We start from the raw sequence: 25,531 nt of genomic DNA on the forward strand, positions 1-25,531 counted from the left end.
GAAATGAACAAATTTTTTGCAAAGCTACGGAGCCACGACGAAGGTGTTTCGATCATTGAATTTGGCCTTATTGCGCCAGTGACCATGCTCATGTTGCTTGGCACCATTGACCTTGGTCACAGCTTTTTCGTCAAAGCAACGCTGGACGGTGCAATTCAAAATGTAGCACGGCTTTCATCAATGGAAAGCGCGGCAACACCCGCCGCGCAGGCGCTTGTCGACCGCCGTCTGAAAGAAGCTGTGCTCATTTTGGCTCCGACCGCGGAAATCACGTCAACGCGTCGCTTTTTCAAGACGTTCAGCGCGGCAAATACGCCAACCGCCGAAACGGTGATCGAAAGTCCCGAAAAAGCAAACAAGCAATGCGATCCCGGTGAAGTCTTCGAGGACAGCAATCGAAACGGTGTATGGGACGCAGATGGCGGCTCCGACGGTCAAGGCGGCGCAAAAGACATTGTGCTGCTAAAGTTCAAGGTCAGCTATCCCCGGCTGTTTCCCATGGCAGGTTTGGTAGGCTGGCCCAAAAATATCGAAATTGAATCAACGTCAATCTTGGCCAATCAGCCATATGGCGAACAGGCGTCGGGTGGTTCAAGCGTTCGGACCCGGTGCCCGGCGAGTGCGACATGACTTACAGCGCCCTAAAACGAACGCTTCGCAGACTTGGCCACAATGAAAGCGGACTTGCCATGGTTGAGTTGGCAGTTTCCTTGCCATTTTTTCTTGGACTGGGCATTGGCGGGTTGGAACTTGCTAATTATACTTCGGTAGTGATGCAATTAAACAAAGTCACCATACACACCGCCGATAACGCGGCGAGGATTGGTACGAGCACCCCGGACGGTGTGAGAACGATTTCAGAAACTCAGATTAATGACGTCTTCTCCGGCGCAATGCGTGCCGGCAGGTCGATCGGACTTGAGGGCAACCATTCCTACGCCAATCCTTCGACGGGGAATGCAACCAATCGAGGGAATGCCCGCATCATTCTATCGAGCGTCGAGCAGGTAAATCCATCCGATCCATCCGATCGACAATATCGTATCAGGTGGCAACGTTGCGGAGGGTCTGCCGACTTTTACCGTTCGAATTACGGCACAACAACATCGCCTCCAAGCCCCGGCGGTATTGGCCCTGCTGGTCGGCAAGTTTTGCCGCCACCCGGGGGGGCAATAATGTTTGTCGAGACACAATATTATTACAAACCAATGGTCATCAACGGCTTTTCCAGCCTCACCGACCAGACAATATCGCAGGTCGCGTCGATGGTCGTGCGTGAAACACGTGATTTGGTTGGGCCCTCCGGTGGCGAAGGTATCTATAATCAGGAGAAGGTAAAGCCCTCGATCTGCTCCCAAAGCTGAGGGTACGCGTTAACGCCCGTTATTACCGACCCAATGTTTTACGGACACCCGCAACAATTTTGTCGGCATTGACCAACGCCTCCTTCTCCAAGTTCGCTGCATAGGGCATCGGGACGTCTTCATTGGTGATGCGCAACACCGGCGCGTCCAAATCGTCGAAACCATCCTCCATACAGATGGCAAGAATTTCGCTGCCGACAGAACATACCGGCCAGCCTTCTTCCGCCACAACCAAGCGGTTGGTTTTGGCAAGGCTTGCGAGGACCGTTGCTTTGTCCAAGGGCCGGATGGTGCGCAGGTCGATAATCTCGGCGCTGATCCCGTCTTCGGCCAGTTTTTCTGCAGCCTCAAGCGCCAAGGCGACACCAATGGAGTAGCTGACAATCGTGACATCGGTGCCTTCGCGCACGACACGGGCTTTACCAATGGGCAAGACATGGTCGTCACCGGCAGGAACCTCAAAAGTCCGGCCATATAACAACTCATTTTCAAGGAAAACGACAGGGTCTTCGCAGCGGATCGCTGCCTTAAGCAGTCCCTTTGCATCGGCGGCATCATATGGCGCGATAACGATTAAGCCGGGCACGCTTGCATACCAAGGCGCGTAATTCTGGCTATGCTGTGCGCCAACGCGTGCTGCAGCACCATTTGGACCGCGGAATACGATCGGGCAACGCATCTGCCCGCCCGACATGTAATTGGTCTTGGCGGCTGAATTTATGATGTGGTCAATTGCCTGCATGGCAAAGTTGAACGTCATAAATTCGATGATTGGTCGAAGTCCGCCCATCGCGGCCCCCGTCCCAACACCCGCAAAGCCATATTCGGTAATCGGTGTGTCGATGACGCGGCGCGCGCCAAATTCGTCGAGCAGGCCCTGCGTAACCTTGTACGCGCCCTGATATTCCGCGACTTCCTCGCCCATCACAAATACGCGGTCATCGCGGCGCATTTCTTCAGCCATTGCGTCGCGCAAAGCTTCGCGGAGCGTGACGGATTGCATGGCGGTATTGGTATGAGGCGCGGCTTCTTCGATGGCTGGCGATATTTTCTCTGTTCCGCTCGTGTCAGGTGCAGACATGCCACCCATCGTTGGCGCGCTACTCACGGGCATCTCGACCGGACTCGGTGCGGGCGGCTTTGAAACGGGCGTGGGCGCAGAGTCCTCACCTTCACCGGTAATCAGCGCGATTACAGTGCCGACCTTTACGCCGTCGGTGCCTTCCGGAACGGTAATCGAAGAGATGACGCCGTCATCGATTGCCTCAAATTCCATTGTAGCCTTGTCGGTTTCAATTTCGGCAAGAATATCACCCGATTTGACGCTGTCGCCTTCCTTGACAAGCCATTTGGCCAACGTGCCCTCTTCCATGGTGGGCGAGAGCGCAGGCATTTTCAGTTCGATTGCCATCAATATTGCTCCACCAGCACATCGGTATAAAGTTCGGAAAGATCAGGCTCAGGAGACGTTTCGGCAAAGTCAGCCGATTCATTCACAATCGTTCGGATTTCTTTCTCAATCGTCTTCAACGCGTCTTCGCCGACACCCAACTCGGTTAGATAGGCTTTGCAGCCCTCGATCGGGTCGCTGTTGTCACGGACGGATTGGACCTCGTCGCGGCTGCGATACTTTGCGGGGTCTGACATGGAGTGCCCGCGATAGCGGTAAGTCTTCATCTCCAACAGTACTGGCCCCTTTCCGCTGCGTACCCAATCAAGCGCAACCTCGGCAGCGCCGCGCACTGCAAGCACGTCCATGCCGTCGACCTGAATACCGGGAATGCGGAAGCTTTCGCCGCGGCGGTAAAGCTGGTCCTCCGATGACGCGCGGTTTACACTCGTGCCCATCGCATATTGGTTGTTTTCGATGACGAAAATGATCGGCAATTTCCACAGCTCCGCCATGTTGAAGCTTTCGTAAACCTGGCCCTGATTGGATGCGCCGTCGCCGAAATAGGCAAGACAGACGCCGCCATCGTTCGTATATTTATGCCCGAACGCGAGACCAGCGCCCAACGAGACTTGCGCGCCGACGATACCATGTCCGCCGTAAAATTTGTGCTCGGTCGAAAACATGTGCATCGACCCGCCCTTGCCCTTTGAAATACCGGCTGCGCGGCCCGTGAGTTCGGCCATGATGACGTTGGGGTCAATGCCATAAGCCAGCATATGTCCATGGTCGCGATAGCCAGTAATGACGCTGTCTTTGCCCGGGGTTAAGGCCGACTGCAGGCCAATGGCTACAGCCTCTTGCCCGATATACAAATGGCAAAAACCACCGATTAAACCGAGGCCGTAAAGTTGCCCGGCTTTTTCCTCGAACCGGCGAATGAGCAACATGTCGCGGTAGAACTTTAATAGCTCTTCCTTCGTCGCCTTGTACGGCACAGGCTCGGTCGGCCGTTCCCGATTGGCGCGGGCGGCATCTTCGCTAACGCTTGCCTTTTTCGACAATGATTTTTTCGCAGGGGTGTTGGCCAAGACAGGCTCCTTCGTTGGAATATTATGCGCCAATGGCTTGTCGCCTAGTCAAAATCGGGGGTAGTGAAAAGCGGTTTTCCGCAAGGGAAAGCATTGCATAGCTATTCATCTTGCACTCAGCGCACTACTTCAACGGAACAACGACCTCATCAGGAGCAACAACGTTCAATTCTTTGCGCATTAATTCACCTGCAAGGTCAGGGTCGACATTGTCGCGGTCAAGCAACAGTTGGCGGTTCCTGAGGGCATCCCGCTCCTTCTGTAACTTTGTCAGTTCAATCTTACGCTCGCTTAATGCTGCGCGATAATCAGTCCAAGCAATGATTCCGGTCGGACCCAAAAGCGCATAAGACGCAATACCGAGCAAGGCCACAAGCGCCAAAGCAGGGCCCACCACCGATTTGAGATACTCGGGTTTGTTATTACCGCGTGCCATCATCCAACAGAATCATATTTTACGCAAATTGGCAAGAATATCGCGGTCAGCGGAAAATGCTCCGCCCTGCATAGATGGCCGAAGCACCGAGCTCTTCTTCAATGCGAATTAATTGATTATACTTTGCCAACCTGTCGGAACGGGCAAGGCTTCCTGTTTTAATTTGTCCACAGTTCGTTGCCACGGCAAGATCAGCTATTGTTGTATCCTCGGTTTCACCCGAACGATGCGACATCACGGCGGTGTAAGACGCACGGTGCGCCATCGATACAGCAGCAAGCGTTTCGGTAAGGGTCCCAATCTGGTTCACCTTGACCAAAAGCGAGTTGGCGAGCCCCTTATCTATGCCCATCGCCAATCGCTCAGGATTGGTCACAAACAGGTCATCGCCTACCAACTGGACTTCATGTCCTATTTTTTCAGTGATTGCTTTCCAGCCCTCAAAATCATCCTCGCTCATGCCGTCTTCGATCGACAAAATCGGATAGTCCTTGCACAGCGCCGCAAGATAATCAGCCATTTCGTGCGGCGAAAGCGAGAGCCCTTCGCCTGAAATCTCGTATTTCCCGTCGCGGAAAAATTCGGTTGCAGCGCAATCCAGCGCGAGGACAACGTCGTCACCTGCCTTGAAACCTGCCTTTTCAACAGAAGCCATGATAAAATCGAGAGCATCGCGCGTTGACGCCAAATTCGGAGCAAAACCGCCTTCGTCGCCTACCGAGGTTGCAAGACCCTTTTCGTGCAGGCCCTTTTTCAAGGTATGGAAGATTTCGGATCCCCAGCGCACGGCTTCTGAAATCGAGCCCGCGCCGACTGGCATGATCATAAATTCCTGAAAATCAATCGGGTTATCGGCATGTTCGCCGCCGTTGATGATGTTCATCATCGGTACCGGCAAAACATGGGCGCTTACGCCGCCGACATACCGGTAAAGCGGCAATCCGCGCGCATCCGCCGCAGCTTTTGCAACAGCCAGGCTCACGCCCAAAATCGCGTTGGCACCGAGATTCGATTTGTTATCGGTGCCATCAAGGTCGATCATTACGGCATCGATATTTTCCTGATCCTCGGCGTCCAATTCAGCCAACGCTTCAAAAATCGGACCGTTTACAGCCTCAACTGCCTGAAGCACGCCCTTGCCCATATATCTGGACGCATCGCCATCACGCTTTTCAACGGCCTCATAAGCGCCTGTCGAAGCACCAGATGGCACCGCCGCACGGCCAAAGCTGCCATCTTCGAGCAACACATCAACCTCAACTGTCGGATTGCCCCGGCTGTCGAGGATTTGGCGCGCATGGATGTCAAGAATAGCTGTCATAGAAAAGTCCGATATTACGTGTTTGGAACAATGCCAGCGCGTCTATAGTTGTGTGCAGGATTTGGCAACGACGCAGCGACATATCGATTTTAAATGTAAATTCGCGGTGCTATAGTTGACTAAGGCACCTACAATGCAAATATCAACTCATAGTGCATAAGCGCGTGTCCGAAATTCTTACAAGGAGTCATCAATATGGCCGAGACCGAAAAGCCAAAAAATACTGCAAAACCTGCACCAGTTAAAAAGGCTGCAAGCAAACCGGCAGCAAAGCCAGTTCGCTCGACTACCGCTAGCTCCGCTACATCTGACGCGCCGGCAGTAGCGCCTAAGGCAGTGGCGAAAGCGCAGCCGTCCAAGGGAAAAGCCGACAACGTTAAAGCTAAGGTCAAATCCGATATGAACGATTTCAAGGCACAGGCAACCGACAGCGCGCGCGCCGCGGCGACTAAGGGTAAAGACCGCGCAACTGAAGCGGTGGGTAGTATTGGCAAGCTGATACGCGACAGCGCCGCGCAGATTGATGACAATGTCGGCAAGCAATATGGTGATTATGCCCGCAGCGCTGCCGATATGGTGGAGGGTTTTGCCGGAAAAATGGACGCGAAGGACATTGACGCGCTGGCCGATGATGCACGCCACTTCGTCCGCAAGAGCCCAGCAGTAGCCATTGGTGCAGCAGCCGCAATTGGTTTCGTTCTGGCGCGTCTGGTACGCTCAGGCGGCAAAGACGCCTAACGATTAAGCACGGGCGGCATTGCAAAATGTCGCCAATGCCCGATAAGTGGGTACTATGAAGATTGATGAACCCAGTCATGAAGCGGTAGAAGATATCGCGCCGGAGGTCGAACCAACGGCAAGTGAACAGGTCGCGCTGGTGATTGAGGATCTGCGCGCGATGATGAAAGCTGAAATGCGCTATCATCGATCCCGGCTTGACTACACCCGCCACGTATTTCGCTGGGCGTTTCGATATGGAGCAGTAGCTGCCTTCGCCTTTGGTTCAGCGTCAATGGCCTTGGTCTTGGGGCTGGTGCTAACATTATCTCCGTTGATTGGGCCATTGTTCGCAACGTTGCTGGTTACAATCAGCTTTGCTGTTGTCGGGGTCATTTTTGGCATATTGGCGCGAAAGTGGATGCGGAAAGTTTACTTCCCGGAAATGCAGAAAAATGTCGACGATCTTACCTAAAGAGCCGGTCATCACGGACCGCGAAAGCGTCATTTTGTCCAATGCCGAACGGCGGAACTTGCGACGCAAATTCAAGGGCACCCTATCTATGGCGCGGGAGGCGCTTAAGCCGCGTAACCAGATCAAGCGATTGGTTGCGCAAAAAACTGCGCAAGCAAGACAAGCTGCCGGTGAAACAATGCAAATTGCAAAAAAAAATGCACCCATCATTAGTCTATTTGGGTTGAGCGCTTTGTTATTTGCGGCGCGCGGTCCGATTTCGCGTTGGATTTCGCGCCGCCGAAAGAGTAATCCAGACATTAAATCGCCGAAAGGCAAATGACATAGGAACGAAACATGAGCAAGATTGGCGAAAGCATTAAATCAGCAGCTGACAACGCGAAAGATGGCTTGGCGAGTGCAAAGGCCAAGACATCACGTTCAAGCGCAGCAGCGCGCGAAAAGGCCACGTTGGCGTTTGAAAAAAGCAAGGACGCCGCAGCAGCCGGTGTAGAACAGTCGCGTGAAATTGCGCGGCAAGCCAAGGCAAAAACCACTCAGGGTATTGACCATAATCCCCTCGCGATTGTGCTGGGCGGAATAGCGCTTGGCGCCATTGTCGGCGCCCTCTTGCCGCGAACCGAGCGTGAAACCAAAATCATGGGTAAGACTGGCAAGAAGCTGAATAAAAAAGCGCGCAAGATGGCGGAGGCAGCAAAGATTGCTGGTCTTGGACAGGCAAGCACACTTGGCTTGAACAGCGAAGCTGTGCGCACGCAATTTAGAGAGCTTGTCAGCAAGGCGGCACTCGCTGTAAAGGCGGCCGGTCAGGCGGCGTCGGAAGCTGCCAAGGATAAGAACCAAGGATAGTCTTTTGCGTAATACAAAATTGCATCTCGTTTTCGGTGGCCGCGTTGAAAACCCGCAAACCCTGGAGTTCACCGACCTTGATCAATTGGACATTGTCGGCATGTTCCCGGACTATGCGAGCGCAGAAGAAGCGTGGCGCGGCGCGGCGCAACGGACAGTGGATGATGCGGAAATGCGATATGTAGTCGTCCATTTGCACAAGCTTTTGCAACCCGACGTGTGATCCGCACATATTCATTCGTCCTCATGTCGGGGACGGATTGGTCGCAGTACGTTTTAAGCGTTGCGATAACGCCAAAGCAGCAAGGGCCGGGCAAGCAGCAAGCCGGCGACGAAGCCGCCGATATGCGACCATATTGCTATTCTGATGCCTAGGCCCGGTCCCACAAAGCCAAGGGCGAGGTTCAATGCTATCCAAGCCAATGTCAGGTGTAATGGCCGCGCCAAAGCGGCAGGCACTGGCCCCCAAGCCCGCGGCTTTTTATTCGGGAACAGCAGCACATAAGCGCCAATGATACCCGATATGGCGCCGCTTGCGCCAATGGCTGGTGCCATCATGTCCGCGGACATCGGCCACGCCATGACCGATGCAAGCCACTCGGTTCCCGCCGCAACGTAAGTGGACACGAGATAGAGCGCCAAATAAGGAACTCCGCCAAGGACACGCTCGACGATCTTTCCAATCAGCAGCAGCATCAGCATGTTCATGACAACATGGGCGACGCCGCCATGCAGAAACGCGGCGGACAATGGTGTTAAAACAGCCGGAATAAGAAAACCGACATCGGCAAAGGCGACATCGTTGCCGCTGAGCCGAATGGGAAACAGCCCGCCTGACACCACCGCATATTGCCACCATGATGGCACAAGCAATATTGTGGCTATCACCAAGTTAATGACGACCAGAGCATTGGTTACAGGGCCACGCGGAAACTGCATTTTAGATCAATTTACGCTTCACCCGGATGCGCATGATCAGATGAACTCGATTTTGGATACGAGGTAATATTTGTCGCCGGACGGAACCGTTACTTCGATTTCGTCCTCGATTATACGTCCGATCAGCGCGCGACCCAGTGGAGAGTTGTATGATATCCGCCCCGCCTTTGCATCTGCCTCGGTTTCGCCGACGAGTTGATAGCGCACTGGCTTCTCGTGTTCGTCCATTAAGGTGACGGTTGCGCCAAAAACTATTTTCTCACCCGATAGCGTCAATGGATCAATGATTTGTGCCCGGCTGATCTTGTCCTCTATTTCAGAAATTGAGGCTTCTACCTGGCCCTGACGTTCCTTGGCAGCATGATATTCCGCATTTTCCGACAGATCGCCATGCGCGCGTGCTTCCTCGATTGCTTCCACAATCATCGGGCGCTCGTCGCGGAGGCGCTTCAGGTCAGTCGTCAGCTTTTCATAGCCTTCGGCCAACATCGGATATTTCTCAAAACTCGCCATCAGGCTTAAATCCTTCGTCACAAAAACTTCCCGACCGGATGAATGATAACCACCCATCCGATATGCAGTTCAATGGTCGGGGAAAGATACTGCTCGGGTTAATAATAGTCCTGAAGTGGCCGAACTTCAAGTTGCCGTTGTTGAAGCGCTGCAATCGCCTGTGCAACTGCGACGCTTCCGGCGGCCGTTGTATATTGCGAAACCTTGCCCACCAGCGCCGAACGGCGTATTTCTTCGCTGTCCTTCAGGCTTTGCCAGCCTTCGGTGGTGTTGAAGATAAGCTGGATATCGCCATCCTTGATTTTGTCGACAATGTGCGGACGGCCTTGCGCCACTTTGTTCACGCGTTCCACCTGTATGCCTTGCGCAAGCAAATAGTCCGCGGTCCCGCCCGTCGCGCAGACGGTGAACCCGCATTCGATAGCTTGCCGGACAGCGGGCACGATCACCGGCTTGTCCGTATCCTTGACCGAAACAAACAACTTCCCGCTCATGGGTGGCGGCATGCGCGCGCCGATTTGCGATTTGGCGAAGGCCGTCGCAAAATCGCGGTCGATGCCCATGACTTCGCCGGTTGACTTCATTTCGGGCGACAACACCGGGTCAACGCCGGGAAAGCGGTCAAAAGGAAACACTGCCTCTTTCACTGCGATATAATCGATGTCGATATTGACTGGCGGCAAGTCTTTCAGCTTTTCACCCGCCATGACGCGCGCGGCAATTTTAGCGATCGGTGCGCCAATGGCTTTGGCAACGAATGGCACCGTCCGGCTGGCGCGCGGATTGACCTCGATCAGGTAAACTTCATTATCCTTCACCGCGAATTGGATATTCATCAGGCCGCGGACATGCAGATTAACTGCAAGCAGTTCAGTCTGGCGGCGGATTTCAGCGATGATGTCGGCTGGCAGGCTGTAGGGCGGTATGGTGCAGGCGGAATCGCCGCTGTGAACGCCCGCTTCCTCGATATGTTGTAAGATGCCTGCGACGACGACTTCGTCACCATCGCACAGTGCGTCGACATCGACCTCAATCGCGTCACGCAAATAGCTGTCAATGAGCACAGGCGAGTCGCCAGAGACGATCACTGCGGTCTGGATGTAATTTTCGAGCTGTGCCTGCGTATCGACAATCTCCATCGCGCGGCCGCCAAGTACATAAGAAGGCCGCATCAGGACAGGATAGCCGATTGTTTCTGCAACCTTGATGGCTTCTTCCCGGCTGCGGGCAATGCCGTTTTCCGGCTGCTTGAGCTTCAGCTTGTTGACAAGCGCAGCAAAACGTTCGCGGTCCTCGGCCAAGTCGATGGCATCGGGCGATGTGCCTAAAATCGGGATGCCCGCCGCTTCCAATGCCTTGGCGAGGTTCAGCGGCGTTTGTCCGCCAAACTGCACGATAACGCCCTTCAGCGTGCCATTTTGCTGCTCCACATGCAGGATTTCCAGAACATCTTCAGCTGTGAGTGGTTCAAAATACAGACGGTCCGATGTGTCATAATCGGTGGAGACCGTCTCCGGGTTGCAGTTGACCATGATCGTCTCATAGCCAGCATCGGCAAGCGCGAAGCACGCGTGGACACAGCAATAATCGAATTCGATCCCCTGCCCGATCCGGTTCGGACCACCGCCCAGGATAACGATCTTCTCACGGTCCGTTGGCTGGCTCTCGCATTCGGGCGTGCCAAAGCTCGGCGCTTCGTAGGTTGAATACATATAAGGCGTCTTTGCCTCGAACTCTGCCGCGCAGGTGTCAATGCGTTTAAAGACCGGGCGCACACCCAATTTGTGTCGCATCGCTCGCACCTGATCTTCCGTGACCGCACCAGCCATTGCGCGCGCGGCCTGCATGGCGATGCCCGAGCCACGACGAACGGCCGTTTCCATACCGGGACGCACGTTGATTGACTCGAGGGCAAGATACGCCAGGCGCTTATCCGAAAAGCCCATGGCCTTCAGGCGACGAAGTGCCTCGGCGGTGTTTGGCAGGCCATTTGTCTTGACGTCGGTCTCGGCAGTAATGATTTCCTCAAGCCGCTCCAAGAACCACGGATCGAACTTCGCAATCGCGTGAATCTCGGCCACACTCATGCCCTCGCGCAACGCTTGCGCCGCAACCAATAACCGGTCAGGCGTCGCGCGGCTCAATTCGGCGGAAAGCTCGTCCTTCGATGCGCCCTTGAGCGCGTCAATATAATTGAACCCAGACAGCCCCGTTTCCAGCCCGCGCAGCGCCTTTTGCAGGCTTTCATGGATGTTGCGTCCAATCGCCATCACTTCGCCCACCGACTTCATCGCGGTCGACAGCAAAGGCTCGGCGCCCTTGAACTTTTCAAAAGCGAAACGCGGGATTTTCGTAACGACATAGTCGATCGTCGGTTCAAACGAAGCCGGCGTTGCGCCTGTAATGTCGTTGGTAATCTCGTCCAGCGTGTAGCCGACCGCCAGCTTCGCCGCAACCTTCGCAATTGGGAAGCCCGTCGCCTTTGACGCCAGCGCCGATGAACGCGAAACACGCGGGTTCATTTCAATGACAATCAGCCGTCCGTCGGCTGGATTCACCGCGAACTGTACGTTCGAGCCGCCTGTTTCTACACCGATTTCGCGCAAGCAAGCGATGCTCGCGTTGCGCATGATCTGATATTCTTTGTCCGTCAGCGTTAAGGCAGGTGCGACGGTAATGGAATCGCCAGTATGCACGCCCATCGGGTCGACATTTTCGATGGAGCAGATGATGATGCAGTTGTCGGCCTTGTCGCGGACAACCTCCATCTCAAATTCTTTCCAACCGAGCAGCGATTCCTCGATTAGGACTTCCGTCGTCGGCGATGCATCAAGGCCGCCTGTGACAATAGCGACAAACTCGTCGCGGTTATATGCAATCCCGCCGCCGGTGCCGCCCATGGTGAAGCTTGGGCGGATAATCGACGGCAATCCCGTGCGTTCCAGAACCTCAAGCGCCTCATCCAAGCTATGTGCAATGCCCGAACGTGCCGATTCCAGCCCGATCTTGGTCATAGCATCGCGGAATTTGATCCGGTCTTCGGCTTTGTCGATAGCCTCGGCATCGGCCCCGATCATCTCGACATTATATTTCGCCAGCGTGCCGTCGTTAAACAAAGCGAGTGCCACGTTGAGTGCAGTCTGCCCGCCCATCGTCGGCAATACCGCGTCGGGGCGCTCTTTTTCGATGATCTTGGCAACGATTTCAGGGGTAATCGGCTCAACATACGTCGCGCCGCCCTCACCCACCAGATCGGGGTCGGTCATGATCGTCGCTGGGTTGGAGTTGACGAGGATGATCCGATAGCCCTCCTCGCGCAAAGCCTTCACCGCCTGAGTCCCCGAATAATCAAACTCGCACGCCTGCCCGATGATGATGGGGCCAGCGCCGATGATGAGGATCGATTTTATGTCAGTGCGTTTGGGCATTAAATTACCTGTCCGTTGAAAGTATAAGCAGCGGACGGAGCGCCACTGCTGTTGTGGACAGGACCAATCATCACCAATTCCCAGCCCGAGGCTCCGAAATGGTTTAGCATCTGCTCCGTATTGAGATCACTTAATTCAGGACGATCCCATTCCCCAATGCTTTTCCAGATGCTGCCGATAAATTGGACAACAAGATATTCCCATTTCCGCTGTGAGTCCGCAGGTGTCATTCCATCATCCCCGCAAATTTCTCGAATAGATAATGGCTGTCCTGCGGGCCGGGTGAAGCCTCTGGGTGATACTGCACCGAAAACGCGGGCTGGTCGGCGAGTTCGAAGCCGCAATTGCTGCCGTCGAACAGGCTGGTGTGCGTCGCCTTTGCGTTAGCGGGCAGCGTAGCGGCGTCGACTGCAAAGCCGTGGTTCATGCTGGTGATCTCAACCGCACCATCGCTGAGGCGCTTGACCGGATGGTTTGCACCACGATGGCCCTGATGCATCTTTTCGGTCTTTGCACCTACCGCAAGGCCAAGCATCTGGTGGCCAAGGCAAATCCCGAACAACGGCTTTTTGGTTTCCAGCCATTGCTGGATCACCGGCACGGCATATGCGCCGGTTGCGGCAGGATCTCCCGGGCCGTTCGACAGGAACAAGCCGTCAGGGGCATGCGCCATGATTTCCTCGAATGTTGCAGTGGCGGAGACAACGGTGACGTTGCAGCCGGTGTCGACGAGGTTCCTCAGGATATTGTGTTTGATGCCATAATCGATGGCGACGACTTTTGGTTTCTTGTTCCCCTCCCGCAGGGGGGAGGGGTTAGGGGTGGGGTGGACCGAAGGCGAACTTTGTGAGATTGCAGGTGGAAGCCCACCCCCGGCCCCTCCCGCCTGCGGGAAGGGAGAAGCATACCCGCCACCCAACGTCCAAAGCCCCTGATCCCAACCATAAGTCTGCAATGTGGTGACATCCTTGGCGAGGTCCATGCCTTCAAGTCCGGCCCAGGCCTTCGCCCGCGCCAACATCGCTGGCACATCGAAATCGCCGCTCGCCGAATGCGCAATCACCGCGTTGGGCGCGCCAGCGACGCGGATCAACCGGGTCAAAGCGCGGGTATCAACCCCGGATATGCCGATGCGGCCATTCGCCTTCATCCATGCGTCAAAATGCTGCGTACTGCGGAAATTCGACGGATCGGTTACATCCTGCCGCACGATCGCGCCCAAGGCATGTGGGTTCAGCGCCTCAACGTCTTCGGGGTTCGTGCCGACATTACCAATGTGCGGGAAAGTGAAGTTAATGATCTGCCCGGCATATGACGGGTCGGTCATCACCTCTTGATACCCAGTCATCGCGGTGTTGAAACACACCTCGCCCACAGCCTGACCTTCGGCACCAAAGCCACGGCCCCAGACGACTTCACCCGATGCCAGAACCAATACCCCCGTCGCTCCAGAAGGCGCGCGCGAAGATTTGGGGTCGGCCATGATGGGGTCGCTCCTGTGAAACGGAAAACAGCAATGTCGCTAAGGCACCGCGCCTAGAGATGCCATGCCGCAGCGTCAATCCGGAAATGGAGAAAGCTGTGGAATGTTTACACCCGTTTGGGCCTTCAGCCGTCGCCCTGTAGTTGTTTCAGGGTCCATTTGTCCTCTCAAGCTCTGCATAGGCTGCGAGATCGACCCTGAATCAAGTTCATGGTGACGGAATTTGGATGTTGGTCTAACACCCTGCATCATCAAAAATTCGGAACCAAATATGATTCGAGACACGATTAAAGCCGCACAGATTACTGCCATGAAGGCCGGGGAAAAGGACCGCCTCGCCGCCGTGCGCCTGATACTCGCCAAGATCAAGGACCGCGATATCGAATTGCGCACTGCGTCGCAGCAGCCCGACGATGACGCCATGGTTGTCGAAGTGATGCAGAAAATGATCAAACAGCGCCGCGAGTCGATTGCACTCTATGAACAAGGCGGTCGTGCCGAGCTTGCTGCTGTTGAGGCGGCGGAGCTTGCGATCATAGAGGACTTCCTCCCTGCGCAGTTGAGCGACGCGGAAACGACTGCTGCGATTGAGGGTATCAAGGCCGAGCTAGGGGCGGAATCGCTTAAGGATATGGGCCGCGTGATGGCGACGCTGAAGGAGCGCCACGGGCCGCAACTGGACATGAGCAAGGCCAGCGCTTTGGTGAAGGCGGCTTTGGGTTAATAAGCTCCCCTCCCGCAGGCGGGAGGGGTTGGGGGTGGGCAACTGATACTGATGGAAAGACAGTTCAATCCCCGGAACACGCAGCGCGCGCGCAATCTGAGGCGACAGGCTTCGCCAGCTGAAATCAAAATGTGGCAAAATTTGGCAAAAAGCCAACTGAATGGATTTAAGTTCAGCCGCCAAATGCCCGTTGGTCCATATTTCGCAGATTTCATTTGCCGCTCGGCAAGGCTGGTAGTGGAAATCGACGGCCCTTCCCATGATGTAAGAGTGGCGTATGATGAAGCTCGAACAAAGTTGATCGAAGCGCAGGGGTATCGGGTGCTCCGATTTACGAACGAGGATGTCTTGCAAAATCTGGAGGGGGTGCTCATGATGATTGGTCAGGTTTTGGCCGAGATGCCGTTGCCCACCCCTAGCCCCTCCCGCCTGCGGGAGGGGAACTCATGAATTATAATCGTACCGATAGCGCATCATTATCATCGTCCCCTCCCCTAATGGGTCGGGGGTGGGCCCCCACGGAAACCCCCAAATGACCCTAACCCCGCAATGGCTTGACGAACTGCGCGGCCGTACAACGCTGTCGTCATTAATCGGCCGCACCGTTAAGGTCACAAAGGCCGGACGGGAATTCAAGGCATGCTGTCCGTTCCATAATGAAAAATCGCCAAGTTTTACGATCAACGATGAAAAGGGTTTCTACCATTGCTTCGGCTGTTCCGCGCATGGTGATGCCATTCGATGGATGACTGACCAGCGCGGCCTGTCGTTCATGGACGCGATCAAGGAACTCGCCGCCGAAGCCGGTATGGACGTCCCTGCCCCCGACCCGCAAGCCGCGCAACGGGCCGAGAAAGCGAACAGTCTTTATGACGTCATGGCGGCAGCCCAGGAATGGTTTGTAACGCATTTGCTTGGCGTTGAAGGCGCCGCTGCGCGCGGGTATCTTAAACAGCGCGGCTTTACCGAACACACTATTCGCGACTTCGGCTTTGGCCTCGCGCCCGATAACCGATCTGCATTGAAAACCGCCCTGAAGCAGTTTGGCGAACCCATGTTGATTGAGGCGGGTTTGCTGATTAGCGTAGACGGTAAGGCACCTTACGACCGGTTTCGCGGGCGATTGATGATCCCGATCCGCGATCCGCGCGGGCGGGTGATCGCATTTGGCGGGCGGATACTGGGCGAAGGCGAGCCCAAATATCTTAACTCCCCCGACACACCGCTGTTTGACAAGGGACGCACGCTTTATAATTTGGACAAATGTTCGCCTGCTGCGCGGCAGACAGGGCGCGTGATTGTCGTCGAAGGCTATATGGACGTAATTGCTATTGCTCAGGCAGGCTTTGGCGACGCCGTTGCGCCCCTTGGGACAGCACTGACTGAACAACAAATCCAGATGCTTTGGCGCATGACGGAAAAACCGACATTGTGTTTTGACGGTGATGCAGCCGGCCAAAAAGCGGCGATGCGTGCGGCCTTACGCGCGCTACCGTTACTCAAACCGGGGCACAGTCTTCAGTTTGTGACCCTACCTGAAGGACAAGACCCGGACGATTTGGTCAAGACGTCGGGAGCAAAAGCATTGTCAGACCTTCTGGATGCCCCTCAGCCGCTTGTAGAAAGGCTGTGGAGGGCAGAGGTGTCCGCAGGGCCACTTGATACTCCTGAGGACCGTGCGGGCCTTAAACAGCGTCTGGGTGGTCATATGGCAAATATCGCTGACACTGAAATCCGGCGTCATTATGCGGATGCCTTTCGCGAGCGTTTTGACGCGCTTTTCGCCCCGCGTCGCAGCACGCCATTTACGCCCTTTGTGCGCGGTTCCAAGCGCGACTGGCGCAAGCCGCAAATTCTTCCGCCAGGCGCAGAAACAAAGAGTTTCAACGCCAAGGGTTCGGATTTTCTGGTTCAGGGTATCCTGGGCGCATTGCTCCGGCATCCAGCGCTTATCAGACAACATCATGAAGCGTTGAGTGGTTTCATTCCGCCTGACGCGAATCACGCGACATTGCTAAACATAATGCTCGACGAATCTTTTGCCAAAGAATCGCTTGATACAGACGGGTTAATTACCATATTGGACGAGAAGTTGTATAATGTCGCGTCGGCACTCCTCCACAGCAATGGCAAAGTCTTTGCCTTTAATCGCGAAGAGTTCGGTACGGGGGGCGACGGATTATCCAGCGCTTCAAAAGATTTGGGTGAAGCAATCAGGCTGATGAAGCAGCGTCCTGCGCTGGAAGAAGCTTTGGAACGCGCCACACGGTTGGCGAGTTTGGAAATGACTGAAGAAACTTTTGCCGAACAGCAACGGTTGCGACACGAAAAAAAGGCATTTGACGACCGCATCATCGAATTCTTTCGGCGTGATGCGGACAGTTTATAAAAGTATCGGGGATTTATTTTGGCAAGTCGCGCAAACGAAAACGAAGAAGATATGACTGAAAATGGCGATGCTCCGCTGATTGATCTTAACGATGCGACCGTAAAAAAGCTGCTCGCAAAAGCAAAACGTCGCGGTTTCCTGACCTATGACGAGCTGAATGCTGCCTTGCCGCAGGATCAGATGTCGTCTGAACAAATCGAAGACGTTATGTCGGCGATTAACGATATGGGCGTGCAGATCGTTGAAAATGACGAAGCCGGCGAAGACGGCGAGGAGGAGCAGGAGGAAGAAGTCGAAACCATCGACAATATCTCCGAAAATGATCCCCGCTCACTTACGAATACCATCAAGAAAACCGGCACTGGTGAACGCACCGACGACCCTGTGCGCATGTACTTGCGCGAAATGGGTGCGGTTGAACTGCTTTCGCGCGAAGGCGAAATTGCCATTGCAAAGCGTATTGAATCTGGTCGCGACACGATGATTTTGGGTTTGTGTGAAAGCCCCATCACGTTCCACGCTATCATTGACTGGTCGAACGCGTTGAATGACGGCGAAATGCAGTTGCGCGAAATTCTCGACCTTGACGCGATGCTGTCCAAAGAACCTGCGCCTGAATCGCTGACCGAAGACGGCGAAGAGGAAGGCGACGGCGAAATCAGCGAGAAAACCGCTGGGCCATCGTACAAAGAGGAAGAAGAAGTCGAAGACGAGCCCGAAGCGGCAAGCGACGACGACGACGACATGACCGAGCGGCGTACGCGCCCTGTCGAAGAAGAAGAGGAAGACAACACCCTCAGCCTCGCGCAAATGGAAGAAGCGTTGAAGCCTGCCGCGCTTGAACGTTTTGCCAAGATTACGTCGCTGTTCAAGAAATTCTCAAACGTCCAGCTAGAGCGGATGCGTGCCTTGAATGCTGGTGAAGATTTTTCCACAGCTTCCGAAAATAAGTATCACAAATTACGTGAAGAATTGACCGCAGAAGTTGAGAGTGTTCAATTCCATGCCAACAAGATCGAGTATCTTGTTGACCAGCTTTATTCGTTCAACCGGCGCTTGACCGCGCTTGGCGGACAGATGCTGCGCCTTGCCGAACGGCACAAGGTCCCGCGCAAGGCCTTCCTGGACAGCTATATGGGTCACGAACTCGACGAAAACTGGCTGACAGATGTTTCAAATATCGACAAGAAATGGACCGCGTTCGCAACCAATGAAGCCGAAAGTGTGGAACGTATCCGCAGCGAAATCGCCGACATCGCGGCAAACACAGGCATGTCGCTTGGTGAATTCCGCCGCATCGTCAACATGGTGCAAAAGGGCGAGCGCGAAGCGCGGATTGCGAAGAAGGAAATGGTCGAGGCAAATTTGCGCCTCGTAATTTCAATTGCCAAGAAATACACAAACCGGGGTTTGCAGTTTCTCGACCTCATTCAGGAAGGCAATATCGGCCTGATGAAGGCGGTGGATAAGTTTGAGTATCGCCGTGGGTACAAATTCAGCACCTATGCGACGTGGTGGATCCGTCAGGCAATTACCCGCTCGATTGCAGATCAGGCGCGTACCATCCGTATTCCGGTTCACATGATCGAGACGATTAACAAGCTGGTCCGCACTAGCCGTCAATTCCTCCACGAACAGGGCCGGGAGCCAACGCCTGAAGAAATGGCCGAGCGCCTTTCCATGCCGCTTGAAAAAGTGCGCAAGGTGATGAAAATCGCCAAGGAGCCGATTAGCCTTGAAACGCCTATTGGCGACGAAGAAGACAGCCACTTGGGCGATTTCATTGAGGATAAGAACGCAGTTATTCCTGTGGATGCCGCGATTCAGGCTAACTTGAAAGAGACGGTGACGCGCGTTCTTGCATCGCTGACGCCGCGTGAAGAACGTGTTCTGCGCATGCGGTTCGGGATCGGCATGAACACCGACCATACGCTTGAAGAAGTCGGGCAGCAATTCAGCGTGACGCGCGAACGTATTCGTCAGATTGAAGCCAAGGCTTTGCGCAAATTGAAGCACCCAAGCCGCAGTCGCAAAATGCGCAGCTTCCTCGACCAGTAAATCCCGCATTAAATTCGAAATGGATCCTTTCTTGATTACAAGAATTGGGTCCATTTCTTTTTGCATCATTGAAATTTTGAAGCCCTAGCGAGGCTGCCCGCCAAACGCTTGTCATTTTGTCGAGATAAACAGAAAATCTTGCTTGTAAACCAATTGTTTAACACTTTTCGTTACCTCGTCCAGATTAGGTGTGTCCAGACGCCCGCGTAAGCTGGAGGAAGAACATATGGACCATTTAGCACGGCCGCCGGCTCCAGATGGCCTGGGCAGCACGTTCGTGCGAAATATATTGGTTGACGGTAGTTGGTCTGTGGTCGCCCCACTTGTCCATTTTCTCAACGACGGGCCGCTTCGCCCCCCTTTACGTTCCCCGGGAAAAAATGCCCGGGCCGCGTTGTTGGCCGATATTTCCCATTTCATGCATATTTTGCATGGCCGCCATCCCGGCTTGATTGAATATGCTTCACAAAATGCGGATGATGCGGCGCAGCCGTGGCTGATGAAAGCCATGGATGGTATGTTGGCCGAGCGCATTTATCTATACAAGCTTACGGTCACCGCTGGCCCGATCCGCAGATTACCCGGCCAGGACAAAATCAGCTCTCTTGTCGAATGTCAGGCGAAAAATTTTCAAATGCTCGCGACTTCTGGCCGGCAAGGATGTTCATCTGGTGCGGCAATTGCATTTGTACTCGACTGGCACCAAACGCGGCCGCTGCTGGACATCGTCGCACAAGAAATGGGACTGATGCCAAAATCTTTGGTTTTACCCTCGGTTTTGGAATGCCAGCAGCTGGCGGAAAAATTAAACCCTGATGTCGGATATCGGCGCGCCATGGCCTTTGGTGCGGACCAGACACTCGCGCAGCAGCGCGGATTGTGGCAACTCATCGTCGCCCGCCACGTCGAAACGCTGGCCGGGTGAGACAATAGCGACGGATTTGAATATTATATTGCATATCTTGATGCGGCCACTTAACGAATTAACCGTTCGATTAACAAACGGGGTTCGTCCATGCGCTTTGAAGGCACTGATAATTATGTCGCCACCGACGACCTGAAGGTCGCCGTTAACGCAGCCACTAAGCTGCGCCGGCCTTTACTCGTCAAAGGCGAACCCGGTACGGGCAAAACTGTGCTCGCGCAGGAAATTGCGACTGCACTTGGTGCACCGCTGATCGAATGGAATATCAAGTCCACAACCAAGGCGCATCAAGGCCTTTATGAATATGATGCAGTGGCCCGGTTGCGCGATAGCCAATTGGGTGACGAACGCGTCCATGACATCAAAAACTACATAAAAAAGGGCAAGTTGTGGGAGGCATTTACTGCGCCACAATTGCCAGTTTTGCTAATCGACGAAATCGACAAGGCCGATATCGAATTTCCCAACGATTTGTTGCAGGAACTCGATCGGATGGAATTCTTCGTTTACGAAACGCAGGAAACCATCAAGGCGGTAGAACGGCCAATCGTTATCATTACGTCAAATAATGAAAAGGAATTGCCCGACGCATTTCTGCGGCGTTGCTTCTTCCACTACATCAAGTTTCCGGATCGCACGACGATGCAGGCGATTATTGATGTGCACTTTCCAGGTATTCAGAAAATGCTCGTCTCCAAGGCAATGGATATTTTTTATGATGTTCGGGACGTGCCCGGCCTCAAGAAAAAGCCAAGCACCAGCGAGTTACTCGATTGGCTAAAGCTTCTGCTCCACGAGGATATGCCACTGGACGTGCTGCAATCGCGTGATCCGACGAAAGCAATTCCTCCACTGCATGGTGCGTTGCTTAAGAACGAGCAGGACATCATGTTGTTCGAACGGCTCGCATTCATGGCCCGCCGACCTAACAACTAACGGAAAATATTCAGCGTCAGACGCTGTACGCAAGTTCCAGATCGCCCCAGCGAACGCCGTTAATTCGCAGCGGTACGTAGACATTGCGCACAACCTTATATGTCTGTCCATCGCCTTCATGGCGATAGACGGCCATCATATAATCCTGTTCGCTCGCCTTTGCCACAAGGTCGATACCTTCAAGCAGCACGCGCCCGTTGCGGCAATATTTGGTATCATGTGCGATGTCTCCCGTGGGCTTTTGCGAGAATTCCATCAAGTGAACGGGCAAGAAACCTTCGCGGCTCGTGCACACCACGGACATAATTTCGTCCGGATTGCTCTGCTTGACGGCCTCAAGTAACGGTCGCCAATGCCGCTCTGCCCATGACGTCAACCGCGTTGTAAAACGGGGCGGATTACTGCCGGCAACTGGCACTAGATGGGTATCGAAAAGGCATTCGGCGTCAAGCGAGCCATTGGCAATGGCCGCTTCGGTCATCTTCGCAATCTTCCCGGCTTCAATTTGAGCACGTGCGACAAATTCCGTGTCGCGTTGTGACAGCCCACTGTGAACAATATTGTCAAACATGCGGTTGGCTTGCTCTTCCAGGTTTTCAATCTGGCTGTGCGCATTTCCAACCGCTGCAAACATTTCGACATTTGCCTTGGCAACAGCATCGCGAACTTTTTGTGAATCGATCAGCCCACGATGGATTTGCGCTGTACTCTCGGCAATTTCGCGGTTGTGATCTCCAACTTGGGCGACCACGTCACTCACACCGTGGATGAGCTCCTGAAGACTGGAAAATTGCTGTTGCGCCGCGCCACTTGTGGCAATTCCGTCTTCAATCTGTTCGACAAATTTGGCTGCCTCATGCGATAGTGAGTTGACTGTACCAGTTATTTCCACGGCAGCCCGCCGCGTATCGTGGGCAAGCTTCTTCACCTCTGCTGCCACCACCGCGAATGTCTGCCCTGCTGCGCCCGCCTTCTCCGCCTCAATTGCTGCATTGAGCGCAAGCATATTGGTGGTCCGCGCGATCGAATCGATCGACTGTGAAACCCGCTTCACCTGCTCCATGGCAGCGGCAAACCCAGTGATGTGCGGTCCAAGGTTTACAATCAGCGTTACAAGCTCCGAGAAACTGGCAAGCGAGAGTTGAACAGTGTCATGTCCGGTCATGAGCTTGGTGACAGCAGATTCAGCCAAATTCCGGGCTTCGCGTGTCGCTTGCGTCGCTTCCGCAATGTCTGCATCCAAACCTGATGTCAGTTCGGTCAACTCTCCGTGGCGCGCTTTAAGCCAATCTGCGGATTGCAAAGCTTTTTCCAGAACACCCGCAGCTTCGCTGCAACCCACCGTAACGTCGCCGCAAATGCGCGCCGTCTCGCGGATCCACTGATTTTCCGTCAATGCGATTTTTTCCATTTTCACCGATTAGCCACCCCAATTGTCCGCAGTCGGGACGGGCGTAAGGCAATTTGGTTATCACCGAGTTAACCAGCGGATGTTGACGTCCACTCCATGAACCGCCAAAAGCTTAATCAGTTAATTAAACAGGAGCCCGCTGGTGTTTTTCTCATTCATGGAAGAGTTGCGAAGTGCGGGCATCTCGGCATCGCTCAAGGAACATTTGGCCTTGCTCGCCGCGCTCGACGCCGATGTCATTGGTCAAAGCCCTGAAGAGTTTTACTATCTCGCCCGCACGACGTTAGTCAAAGACGAGGCACTACTTGACCGCTTCGATCAAGTGTTTGGTAAAGTGTTCAAAGGTATTTTTACCGAATATGGCCAAAACCCGGTCGACGTTCCCGCAGACTGGTTGAAAGCCATTGCCGAAAAATATCTCTCGCCCGAGGAAATGGCGAAGATCGAGAAAATGGGCAGCTGGGATGAATTGATGGAGACGCTGAAAAAGCGGCTTGAGGAACAGGAAAAGCGCCATCAGGGCGGTAATAAATGGGTCGGCACTGGCGGGACGTCGCCTTATGGCAATTCCGGCTATCATCCCGAAGGTGTCCGTATAGGCGGCGAATCCAAACATAAGCGCGCAGTAAAAGTTTGGGACAAGCGCGAGTTTCAGAATCTTGACAATAGCAAGGAACTTGGCACGCGAAATATCAAAATTGCTATGCGTCGCCTGCGCCGTTTCGCGCGCGATGGCGCTGTCGAAGAACTGGATATCGAGGGCACGATCAACGGTACCGCACGCAAGGGTTGGCTCGATATCCAAATGCGTCCCGAACGCCGCAACGCGATTAAAGTGCTGCTGATGCTGGATGTCGGTGGATCGATGGACCCGTTCATCAAATTGTGTGAAGAACTCTTCAGTGCAGCTACTAGTGAGTTCAAAAATCTAGAGTTTTTCTATTTTCACAATTGTCCCTATGAAGGCGTTTGGAAAGATAATAAGCGCCGCTTCAGCGAGCGGACGCCCATGTGGGACGTGCTGCACAAATTCCCGCATGATTATAAGGTCGTGATGGTAGGCGATGCTTCGATGAGTCCGTACGAGATTACCCATCCGGGCGGTTCAGTCGAACATTTCAATGAGGAGTCTGGCGCCGTCTGGATGAACCGCATCAACAGCACTTACCCTGCAACCGTCTGGTTGAACCCGGTACCTGAAAAGCAATGGGGATATTCGCAGTCCACCAAGATCATCAAGGAACTGATGAACGACCGGATGTATCCGCTGACGCTGGATGGCCTTGATGATGCGATGCGCGAGCTAAGCCGCAAACACGGGCATTAATACAGCAGGTATTTTTTGCGATCGTCCTGCCACTGTTGTTCGTCGACTGACGTCATGGCGTCAAATTCATCTGCGGTGCTGTGCTTTGCGTCGACCCATTCCCGCAACGCAGGTCCGCCGTTGATGACATCAATCGCCAGCTTCCCGAACTCATACTCATAGGGAAAATCGCGCCAAAGCGGGTATTCAGGATACAGCCGACGGATCGCCTTGAACGCCAGCGCCTGCAAACGCCAAGGTTGGAACGCCTGATGGTCATAGCATGGACCTTCGGCATGGATATGCACGCCATGGCAAAGCTGATGCACATGTTTGTGGAAAGTCGGCTCGAACCAGATTTCGCGTAAACGGCACCCGTTCAGCCATGACGGTGCGAACCTCTGCATTTCTGCGATCACCATACGCGCGTCAATATCGGGTGCGCCAAAAATCTCCAGTGGCCGCGTGGTGCCCCTGCCCTCGGACAAAGTCGTACCCTCCAGCATAACGGTACCGGCATAAGCGCGTGCCATGTTGATGTTGGCGGCATTGGGGCTTGGGTTGATCCATAGCCGGTCTGCTGGCCAGCCAAAACCGGGCCCAGCATCCGGTGCATACCCCTCCATCGCAATAACGCGATAATCCACGTCAATGTGATAATGATCGATGAACCACTGGCCAAGTTCACCCAGCGTCAAGCCATGCCGCATGGGCATTGGACCAGCACCAACAAAGCTTTCCCATCCAGAAAGCAGTGTAAGGCCCTCGACAGGTCGTCCGGCCGGATTTGGTCGGTCAAGGACCCAAACTGCCTTTTTATGTTCTGCAGCGGCCTCAAGCATGTAGAGCAACGTCGTGATGAAGGTGTAAATTCGGCACCCCAAATCTTGCATGTCGATCAATATGATATCGAATGTATCCATCGATTCGGCAGTCGGGCGGCGGACCTCACCATAAAGGCTGAACACAGGAACATTGTGGACCGGATCCATAAAATCCGGCGATTCCATCATATTATCCTGCTTGTCTCCGCGCAGGCCATGCTGCGGTCCGAAAGCCGAAGTAACATTGATTTCTGGCAAAGGAGCCAGCGCATCCAACGCATGGGTGAGGTCGGCGGTCACAGATGCAGGATGCGCCAGCAACGCAACACGCTTGCCCTTAAGCGGCGCGCGCAGCGCCGCGTCGCTCAATAAACGATCAATTCCGAATTTCATGCCGCGCTTGGTGCCTTCAGTTCTAAAGCAAAGCAATCCTTATGATGAAAATCGGGATCCCCTTCCGGATGGACCAAAGCCCAATAGGACCTGTTTCCGATCTTGGTGGCCAAAACGGCGCTGAGGCCAACTTGCAAGTCGCTCTCCTGCCATTCATCGGGCAGATAAAAACTAGCGGAAATGACCAAGTCGATGTCTTGCCGCTCAACGATGAATTCTGGAGCGGCTGTCGCCACTTCAACCATATCGCGCCGATAGTTGCTAAACTGATATACCGCCCACTGACTTGAGGGAGAAAAATTATGCTCAAGATATATTTCTTCGTCAGGTTGCTTGATAAATATTTCAAAACACGTGTTTTTCCATAAACCGTCAACACGATGTGGCTGTGTTTGGGCCGGAACTTCAAGTTCTCTCACGGCGCCGGAAACGCGGTAAACGACTTGAATTTCACCGCGACCTACCCGGGTAATACTGGCATTGACCCCAGTAACGCCACCGGCATCTGACTGGGGATGGCAGAGCAACTGAACTTCCGACATCGAAATATTGGCCAATC

The 25,531-nt window shown here is 54.1% G+C and carries 25 protein-coding genes; 13 read left to right on the forward strand and 12 right to left on the reverse strand.

Annotation, left to right across the window (positions count from 1 at the left end; translation table 11 throughout):
* Nucleotides 1-3: 3 nt before the first annotated feature.
* Nucleotides 4-630: a TadE/TadG family type IV pilus assembly protein gene (locus ACLL9E_RS05295; protein ID WP_411290697.1), complete on the forward strand. Its 627-nt coding sequence runs from the start codon at nucleotides 4-6 to the stop codon at nucleotides 628-630.
* Nucleotides 627-1,364, forward strand: a complete 738-nt coding sequence (locus tag ACLL9E_RS05300) for a TadE/TadG family type IV pilus assembly protein (protein WP_411290698.1) — start codon at nucleotides 627-629, stop codon at nucleotides 1,362-1,364. The genes ACLL9E_RS05295 and ACLL9E_RS05300 overlap by 4 nt, the downstream gene beginning before the upstream one ends.
* A 22-nt stretch (nucleotides 1,365-1,386) precedes the next feature.
* Here ACLL9E_RS05300 and ACLL9E_RS05305 read toward each other — a convergent pair whose 3' ends face one another.
* From ACLL9E_RS05305 to eno, 4 genes are all read right to left on the reverse strand, one after another.
* Entirely contained in the window at nucleotides 1,387-2,775 is a 1,389-nt protein-coding gene (locus ACLL9E_RS05305) for a pyruvate dehydrogenase complex E1 component subunit beta (protein WP_411290699.1), read from the reverse strand.
* Nucleotides 2,775-3,845: a pyruvate dehydrogenase (acetyl-transferring) E1 component subunit alpha gene (gene pdhA, locus ACLL9E_RS05310; protein ID WP_411290700.1), complete on the reverse strand. Its 1,071-nt coding sequence runs from the start codon at nucleotides 3,843-3,845 to the stop codon at nucleotides 2,775-2,777. The genes ACLL9E_RS05305 and pdhA overlap by 1 nt, the downstream gene beginning before the upstream one ends.
* A gap of 124 nt (nucleotides 3,846-3,969) precedes the next feature.
* Nucleotides 3,970-4,284 carry an FtsB family cell division protein gene (locus tag ACLL9E_RS05315; protein ID WP_411290701.1) on the reverse strand — a complete coding sequence of 105 codons (315 nt, stop codon included), beginning with the start codon at nucleotides 4,282-4,284 and terminating at the stop codon, nucleotides 3,970-3,972.
* Between the two features lie 43 nt (nucleotides 4,285-4,327).
* Nucleotides 4,328-5,602: a phosphopyruvate hydratase gene (gene eno, locus ACLL9E_RS05320; RefSeq protein WP_411290702.1), complete on the reverse strand. Its 1,275-nt coding sequence runs from the start codon at nucleotides 5,600-5,602 to the stop codon at nucleotides 4,328-4,330.
* A gap of 195 nt (nucleotides 5,603-5,797) precedes the next feature.
* Here eno and ACLL9E_RS05325 point away from each other — a divergent pair, with 195 nt between their 5' ends.
* The 4 genes from ACLL9E_RS05325 (at nucleotide 5,798) to ACLL9E_RS05340 (ending at nucleotide 7,866) form a co-directional block, all read left to right on the forward strand.
* A complete protein-coding gene (locus ACLL9E_RS05325; protein WP_411290703.1) occupies nucleotides 5,798-6,340 on the forward strand; it encodes a hypothetical protein in 543 nt (180 codons plus the stop codon).
* Nucleotides 6,341-6,395: 55 nt separating this feature from the next.
* The gene (locus tag ACLL9E_RS05330) at nucleotides 6,396-6,794 is read left to right on the forward strand and encodes a phage holin family protein (RefSeq protein ID WP_411290704.1); all 399 of its coding nucleotides are present in this window, start codon (nucleotides 6,396-6,398) and stop codon (nucleotides 6,792-6,794) included.
* Nucleotides 6,795-7,130: 336 nt separating this feature from the next.
* Nucleotides 7,131-7,643 (forward strand): hypothetical protein, encoded by a 513-nt coding sequence (locus tag ACLL9E_RS05335; protein WP_411290705.1) that lies wholly within the window; start codon nucleotides 7,131-7,133, stop codon nucleotides 7,641-7,643.
* 4 nt (nucleotides 7,644-7,647) lie between these two features.
* Entirely contained in the window at nucleotides 7,648-7,866 is a 219-nt protein-coding gene (locus tag ACLL9E_RS05340; protein ID WP_411290706.1) for a DUF4170 domain-containing protein, read from the forward strand.
* A gap of 53 nt (nucleotides 7,867-7,919) precedes the next feature.
* Here the strand turns inward: ACLL9E_RS05340 and ACLL9E_RS05345 are convergent, their stop codons facing one another.
* The 5 genes from ACLL9E_RS05345 to carA all read right to left on the reverse strand — a co-directional run bounded on the left by ACLL9E_RS05345 (nucleotide 7,920) and on the right by carA (nucleotide 14,006).
* Nucleotides 7,920-8,582, reverse strand: coding sequence for a rhomboid family intramembrane serine protease (locus ACLL9E_RS05345; RefSeq protein WP_411290707.1), 663 nt, complete (start codon nucleotides 8,580-8,582; stop codon nucleotides 7,920-7,922).
* A 36-nt stretch (nucleotides 8,583-8,618) separates the two neighbouring features.
* Nucleotides 8,619-9,095, reverse strand: coding sequence for a transcription elongation factor GreA (gene greA / locus ACLL9E_RS05350; RefSeq protein WP_411290727.1), 477 nt, complete (start codon nucleotides 9,093-9,095; stop codon nucleotides 8,619-8,621).
* A gap of 98 nt (nucleotides 9,096-9,193) precedes the next feature.
* A complete protein-coding gene (carB, locus tag ACLL9E_RS05355) occupies nucleotides 9,194-12,523 on the reverse strand; it encodes a carbamoyl-phosphate synthase large subunit (protein ID WP_411290708.1) in 3,330 nt (1,109 codons plus the stop codon).
* Nucleotides 12,523-12,753: a DUF4177 domain-containing protein gene (locus ACLL9E_RS05360; RefSeq protein ID WP_411290709.1), complete on the reverse strand. Its 231-nt coding sequence runs from the start codon at nucleotides 12,751-12,753 to the stop codon at nucleotides 12,523-12,525. The genes carB and ACLL9E_RS05360 overlap by 1 nt, the downstream gene beginning before the upstream one ends.
* On the reverse strand, nucleotides 12,750-14,006 hold the full coding sequence (gene carA, locus ACLL9E_RS05365) for a glutamine-hydrolyzing carbamoyl-phosphate synthase small subunit (RefSeq protein WP_411290710.1): 1,257 nt from the start codon (nucleotides 14,004-14,006) through the stop codon (nucleotides 12,750-12,752). The genes ACLL9E_RS05360 and carA overlap by 4 nt, the downstream gene beginning before the upstream one ends.
* 271 nt (nucleotides 14,007-14,277) lie before the next feature.
* On the opposite strand from carA, the gene ACLL9E_RS05370 reads away from it, so the two are divergent.
* The 6 genes from ACLL9E_RS05370 to ACLL9E_RS05395 all read left to right on the forward strand — a co-directional run bounded on the left by ACLL9E_RS05370 (nucleotide 14,278) and on the right by ACLL9E_RS05395 (nucleotide 21,038).
* Entirely contained in the window at nucleotides 14,278-14,730 is a 453-nt protein-coding gene (locus tag ACLL9E_RS05370) for a GatB/YqeY domain-containing protein (RefSeq protein ID WP_411290711.1), read from the forward strand.
* Between the two features lie 129 nt (nucleotides 14,731-14,859).
* Complete coding sequence (locus tag ACLL9E_RS05375) at nucleotides 14,860-15,180, forward strand: endonuclease domain-containing protein (RefSeq protein WP_411290712.1); 321 nt, start codon at nucleotides 14,860-14,862, stop codon at nucleotides 15,178-15,180.
* Nucleotides 15,181-15,262: 82 nt separating this feature from the next.
* Nucleotides 15,263-17,119: a DNA primase gene (dnaG, locus tag ACLL9E_RS05380; protein WP_411290713.1), complete on the forward strand. Its 1,857-nt coding sequence runs from the start codon at nucleotides 15,263-15,265 to the stop codon at nucleotides 17,117-17,119.
* Nucleotides 17,120-17,170: 51 nt separating this feature from the next.
* Nucleotides 17,171-19,177, forward strand: coding sequence for an RNA polymerase sigma factor RpoD (gene rpoD, locus ACLL9E_RS05385; RefSeq protein ID WP_411290728.1), 2,007 nt, complete (start codon nucleotides 17,171-17,173; stop codon nucleotides 19,175-19,177).
* Between the two features lie 226 nt (nucleotides 19,178-19,403).
* Nucleotides 19,404-20,102 (forward strand): DUF6975 family protein, encoded by a 699-nt coding sequence (locus ACLL9E_RS05390; RefSeq protein WP_411290714.1) that lies wholly within the window; start codon nucleotides 19,404-19,406, stop codon nucleotides 20,100-20,102.
* Nucleotides 20,103-20,192: 90 nt separating this feature from the next.
* Nucleotides 20,193-21,038 (forward strand): AAA family ATPase, encoded by an 846-nt coding sequence (locus ACLL9E_RS05395; protein WP_411290715.1) that lies wholly within the window; start codon nucleotides 20,193-20,195, stop codon nucleotides 21,036-21,038.
* A 16-nt stretch (nucleotides 21,039-21,054) separates the two neighbouring features.
* Here the strand turns inward: ACLL9E_RS05395 and ACLL9E_RS05400 are convergent, their stop codons facing one another.
* A complete protein-coding gene (locus ACLL9E_RS05400; RefSeq protein WP_411290729.1) occupies nucleotides 21,055-22,449 on the reverse strand; it encodes a methyl-accepting chemotaxis protein in 1,395 nt (464 codons plus the stop codon).
* Nucleotides 22,450-22,591: 142 nt separating this feature from the next.
* Between ACLL9E_RS05400 and ACLL9E_RS05405 the strand changes: the two genes are divergently transcribed.
* Nucleotides 22,592-23,776: a vWA domain-containing protein gene (locus ACLL9E_RS05405; protein ID WP_411290716.1), complete on the forward strand. Its 1,185-nt coding sequence runs from the start codon at nucleotides 22,592-22,594 to the stop codon at nucleotides 23,774-23,776.
* Here the strand turns inward: ACLL9E_RS05405 and ACLL9E_RS05410 are convergent.
* Together ACLL9E_RS05410 and ACLL9E_RS05415 are read right to left on the reverse strand one after the other, a co-directional pair.
* Entirely contained in the window at nucleotides 23,773-24,972 is a 1,200-nt protein-coding gene (locus ACLL9E_RS05410) for an exo-beta-N-acetylmuramidase NamZ domain-containing protein (protein WP_411290717.1), read from the reverse strand. The two genes, ACLL9E_RS05405 and ACLL9E_RS05410, sit on opposite strands and share 4 nt — an antisense overlap.
* Nucleotides 24,969-25,529: a DOMON-like domain-containing protein gene (locus ACLL9E_RS05415; RefSeq protein ID WP_411290718.1), complete on the reverse strand. Its 561-nt coding sequence runs from the start codon at nucleotides 25,527-25,529 to the stop codon at nucleotides 24,969-24,971. The genes ACLL9E_RS05410 and ACLL9E_RS05415 overlap by 4 nt, the downstream gene beginning before the upstream one ends.
* Nucleotides 25,530-25,531: the final 2 nt, after the last annotated feature.

This window comes from Sphingorhabdus sp., from assembly GCF_046596595.1.
In the GTDB taxonomy this organism is placed as follows: Bacteria; Pseudomonadota; Alphaproteobacteria; order Sphingomonadales; family Sphingomonadaceae; genus Sphingorhabdus_B.

Bases quoted from the DNA above. Each gene is read 5' to 3' on its own strand.
- ACLL9E_RS05295 (WP_411290697.1), top strand. From the start codon at position 4: ATGAACAAATTTTTTGCAAAGCTACGGAGCCACGACGAAGGTGTTTCG.
- ACLL9E_RS05300 (WP_411290698.1), top strand. From the start codon at position 627: ATGACTTACAGCGCCCTAAAACGAACGCTTCGCAGACTTGGCCACAAT.
- ACLL9E_RS05305 (WP_411290699.1), bottom strand. From the start codon at position 2,775: ATGGCAATCGAACTGAAAATGCCTGCGCTCTCGCCCACCATGGAAGAG.
- ACLL9E_RS05315 (WP_411290701.1), bottom strand. From the start codon at position 4,284: ATGATGGCACGCGGTAATAACAAACCCGAGTATCTCAAATCGGTGGTG.
- eno (WP_411290702.1), bottom strand. From the start codon at position 5,602: ATGACAGCTATTCTTGACATCCATGCGCGCCAAATCCTCGACAGCCGG.
- ACLL9E_RS05325 (WP_411290703.1), top strand. From the start codon at position 5,798: ATGGCCGAGACCGAAAAGCCAAAAAATACTGCAAAACCTGCACCAGTT.
- ACLL9E_RS05330 (WP_411290704.1), top strand. From the start codon at position 6,396: ATGAAGATTGATGAACCCAGTCATGAAGCGGTAGAAGATATCGCGCCG.
- ACLL9E_RS05335 (WP_411290705.1), top strand. From the start codon at position 7,131: ATGAGCAAGATTGGCGAAAGCATTAAATCAGCAGCTGACAACGCGAAA.
- ACLL9E_RS05345 (WP_411290707.1), bottom strand. From the start codon at position 8,582: ATGCAGTTTCCGCGTGGCCCTGTAACCAATGCTCTGGTCGTCATTAAC.
- greA (WP_411290727.1), bottom strand. From the start codon at position 9,095: ATGGCGAGTTTTGAGAAATATCCGATGTTGGCCGAAGGCTATGAAAAG.
- carB (WP_411290708.1), bottom strand. From the start codon at position 12,523: ATGCCCAAACGCACTGACATAAAATCGATCCTCATCATCGGCGCTGGC.
- ACLL9E_RS05360 (WP_411290709.1), bottom strand. From the start codon at position 12,753: ATGACACCTGCGGACTCACAGCGGAAATGGGAATATCTTGTTGTCCAA.
- carA (WP_411290710.1), bottom strand. From the start codon at position 14,006: ATGGCCGACCCCAAATCTTCGCGCGCGCCTTCTGGAGCGACGGGGGTA.
- ACLL9E_RS05370 (WP_411290711.1), top strand. From the start codon at position 14,278: ATGATTCGAGACACGATTAAAGCCGCACAGATTACTGCCATGAAGGCC.
- ACLL9E_RS05375 (WP_411290712.1), top strand. From the start codon at position 14,860: ATGTGGCAAAATTTGGCAAAAAGCCAACTGAATGGATTTAAGTTCAGC.
- dnaG (WP_411290713.1), top strand. From the start codon at position 15,263: ATGACCCTAACCCCGCAATGGCTTGACGAACTGCGCGGCCGTACAACG.
- rpoD (WP_411290728.1), top strand. From the start codon at position 17,171: ATGACTGAAAATGGCGATGCTCCGCTGATTGATCTTAACGATGCGACC.
- ACLL9E_RS05390 (WP_411290714.1), top strand. From the start codon at position 19,404: ATGGACCATTTAGCACGGCCGCCGGCTCCAGATGGCCTGGGCAGCACG.
- ACLL9E_RS05395 (WP_411290715.1), top strand. From the start codon at position 20,193: ATGCGCTTTGAAGGCACTGATAATTATGTCGCCACCGACGACCTGAAG.
- ACLL9E_RS05400 (WP_411290729.1), bottom strand. From the start codon at position 22,449: ATGGAAAAAATCGCATTGACGGAAAATCAGTGGATCCGCGAGACGGCG.
- ACLL9E_RS05410 (WP_411290717.1), bottom strand. From the start codon at position 24,972: ATGAAATTCGGAATTGATCGTTTATTGAGCGACGCGGCGCTGCGCGCG.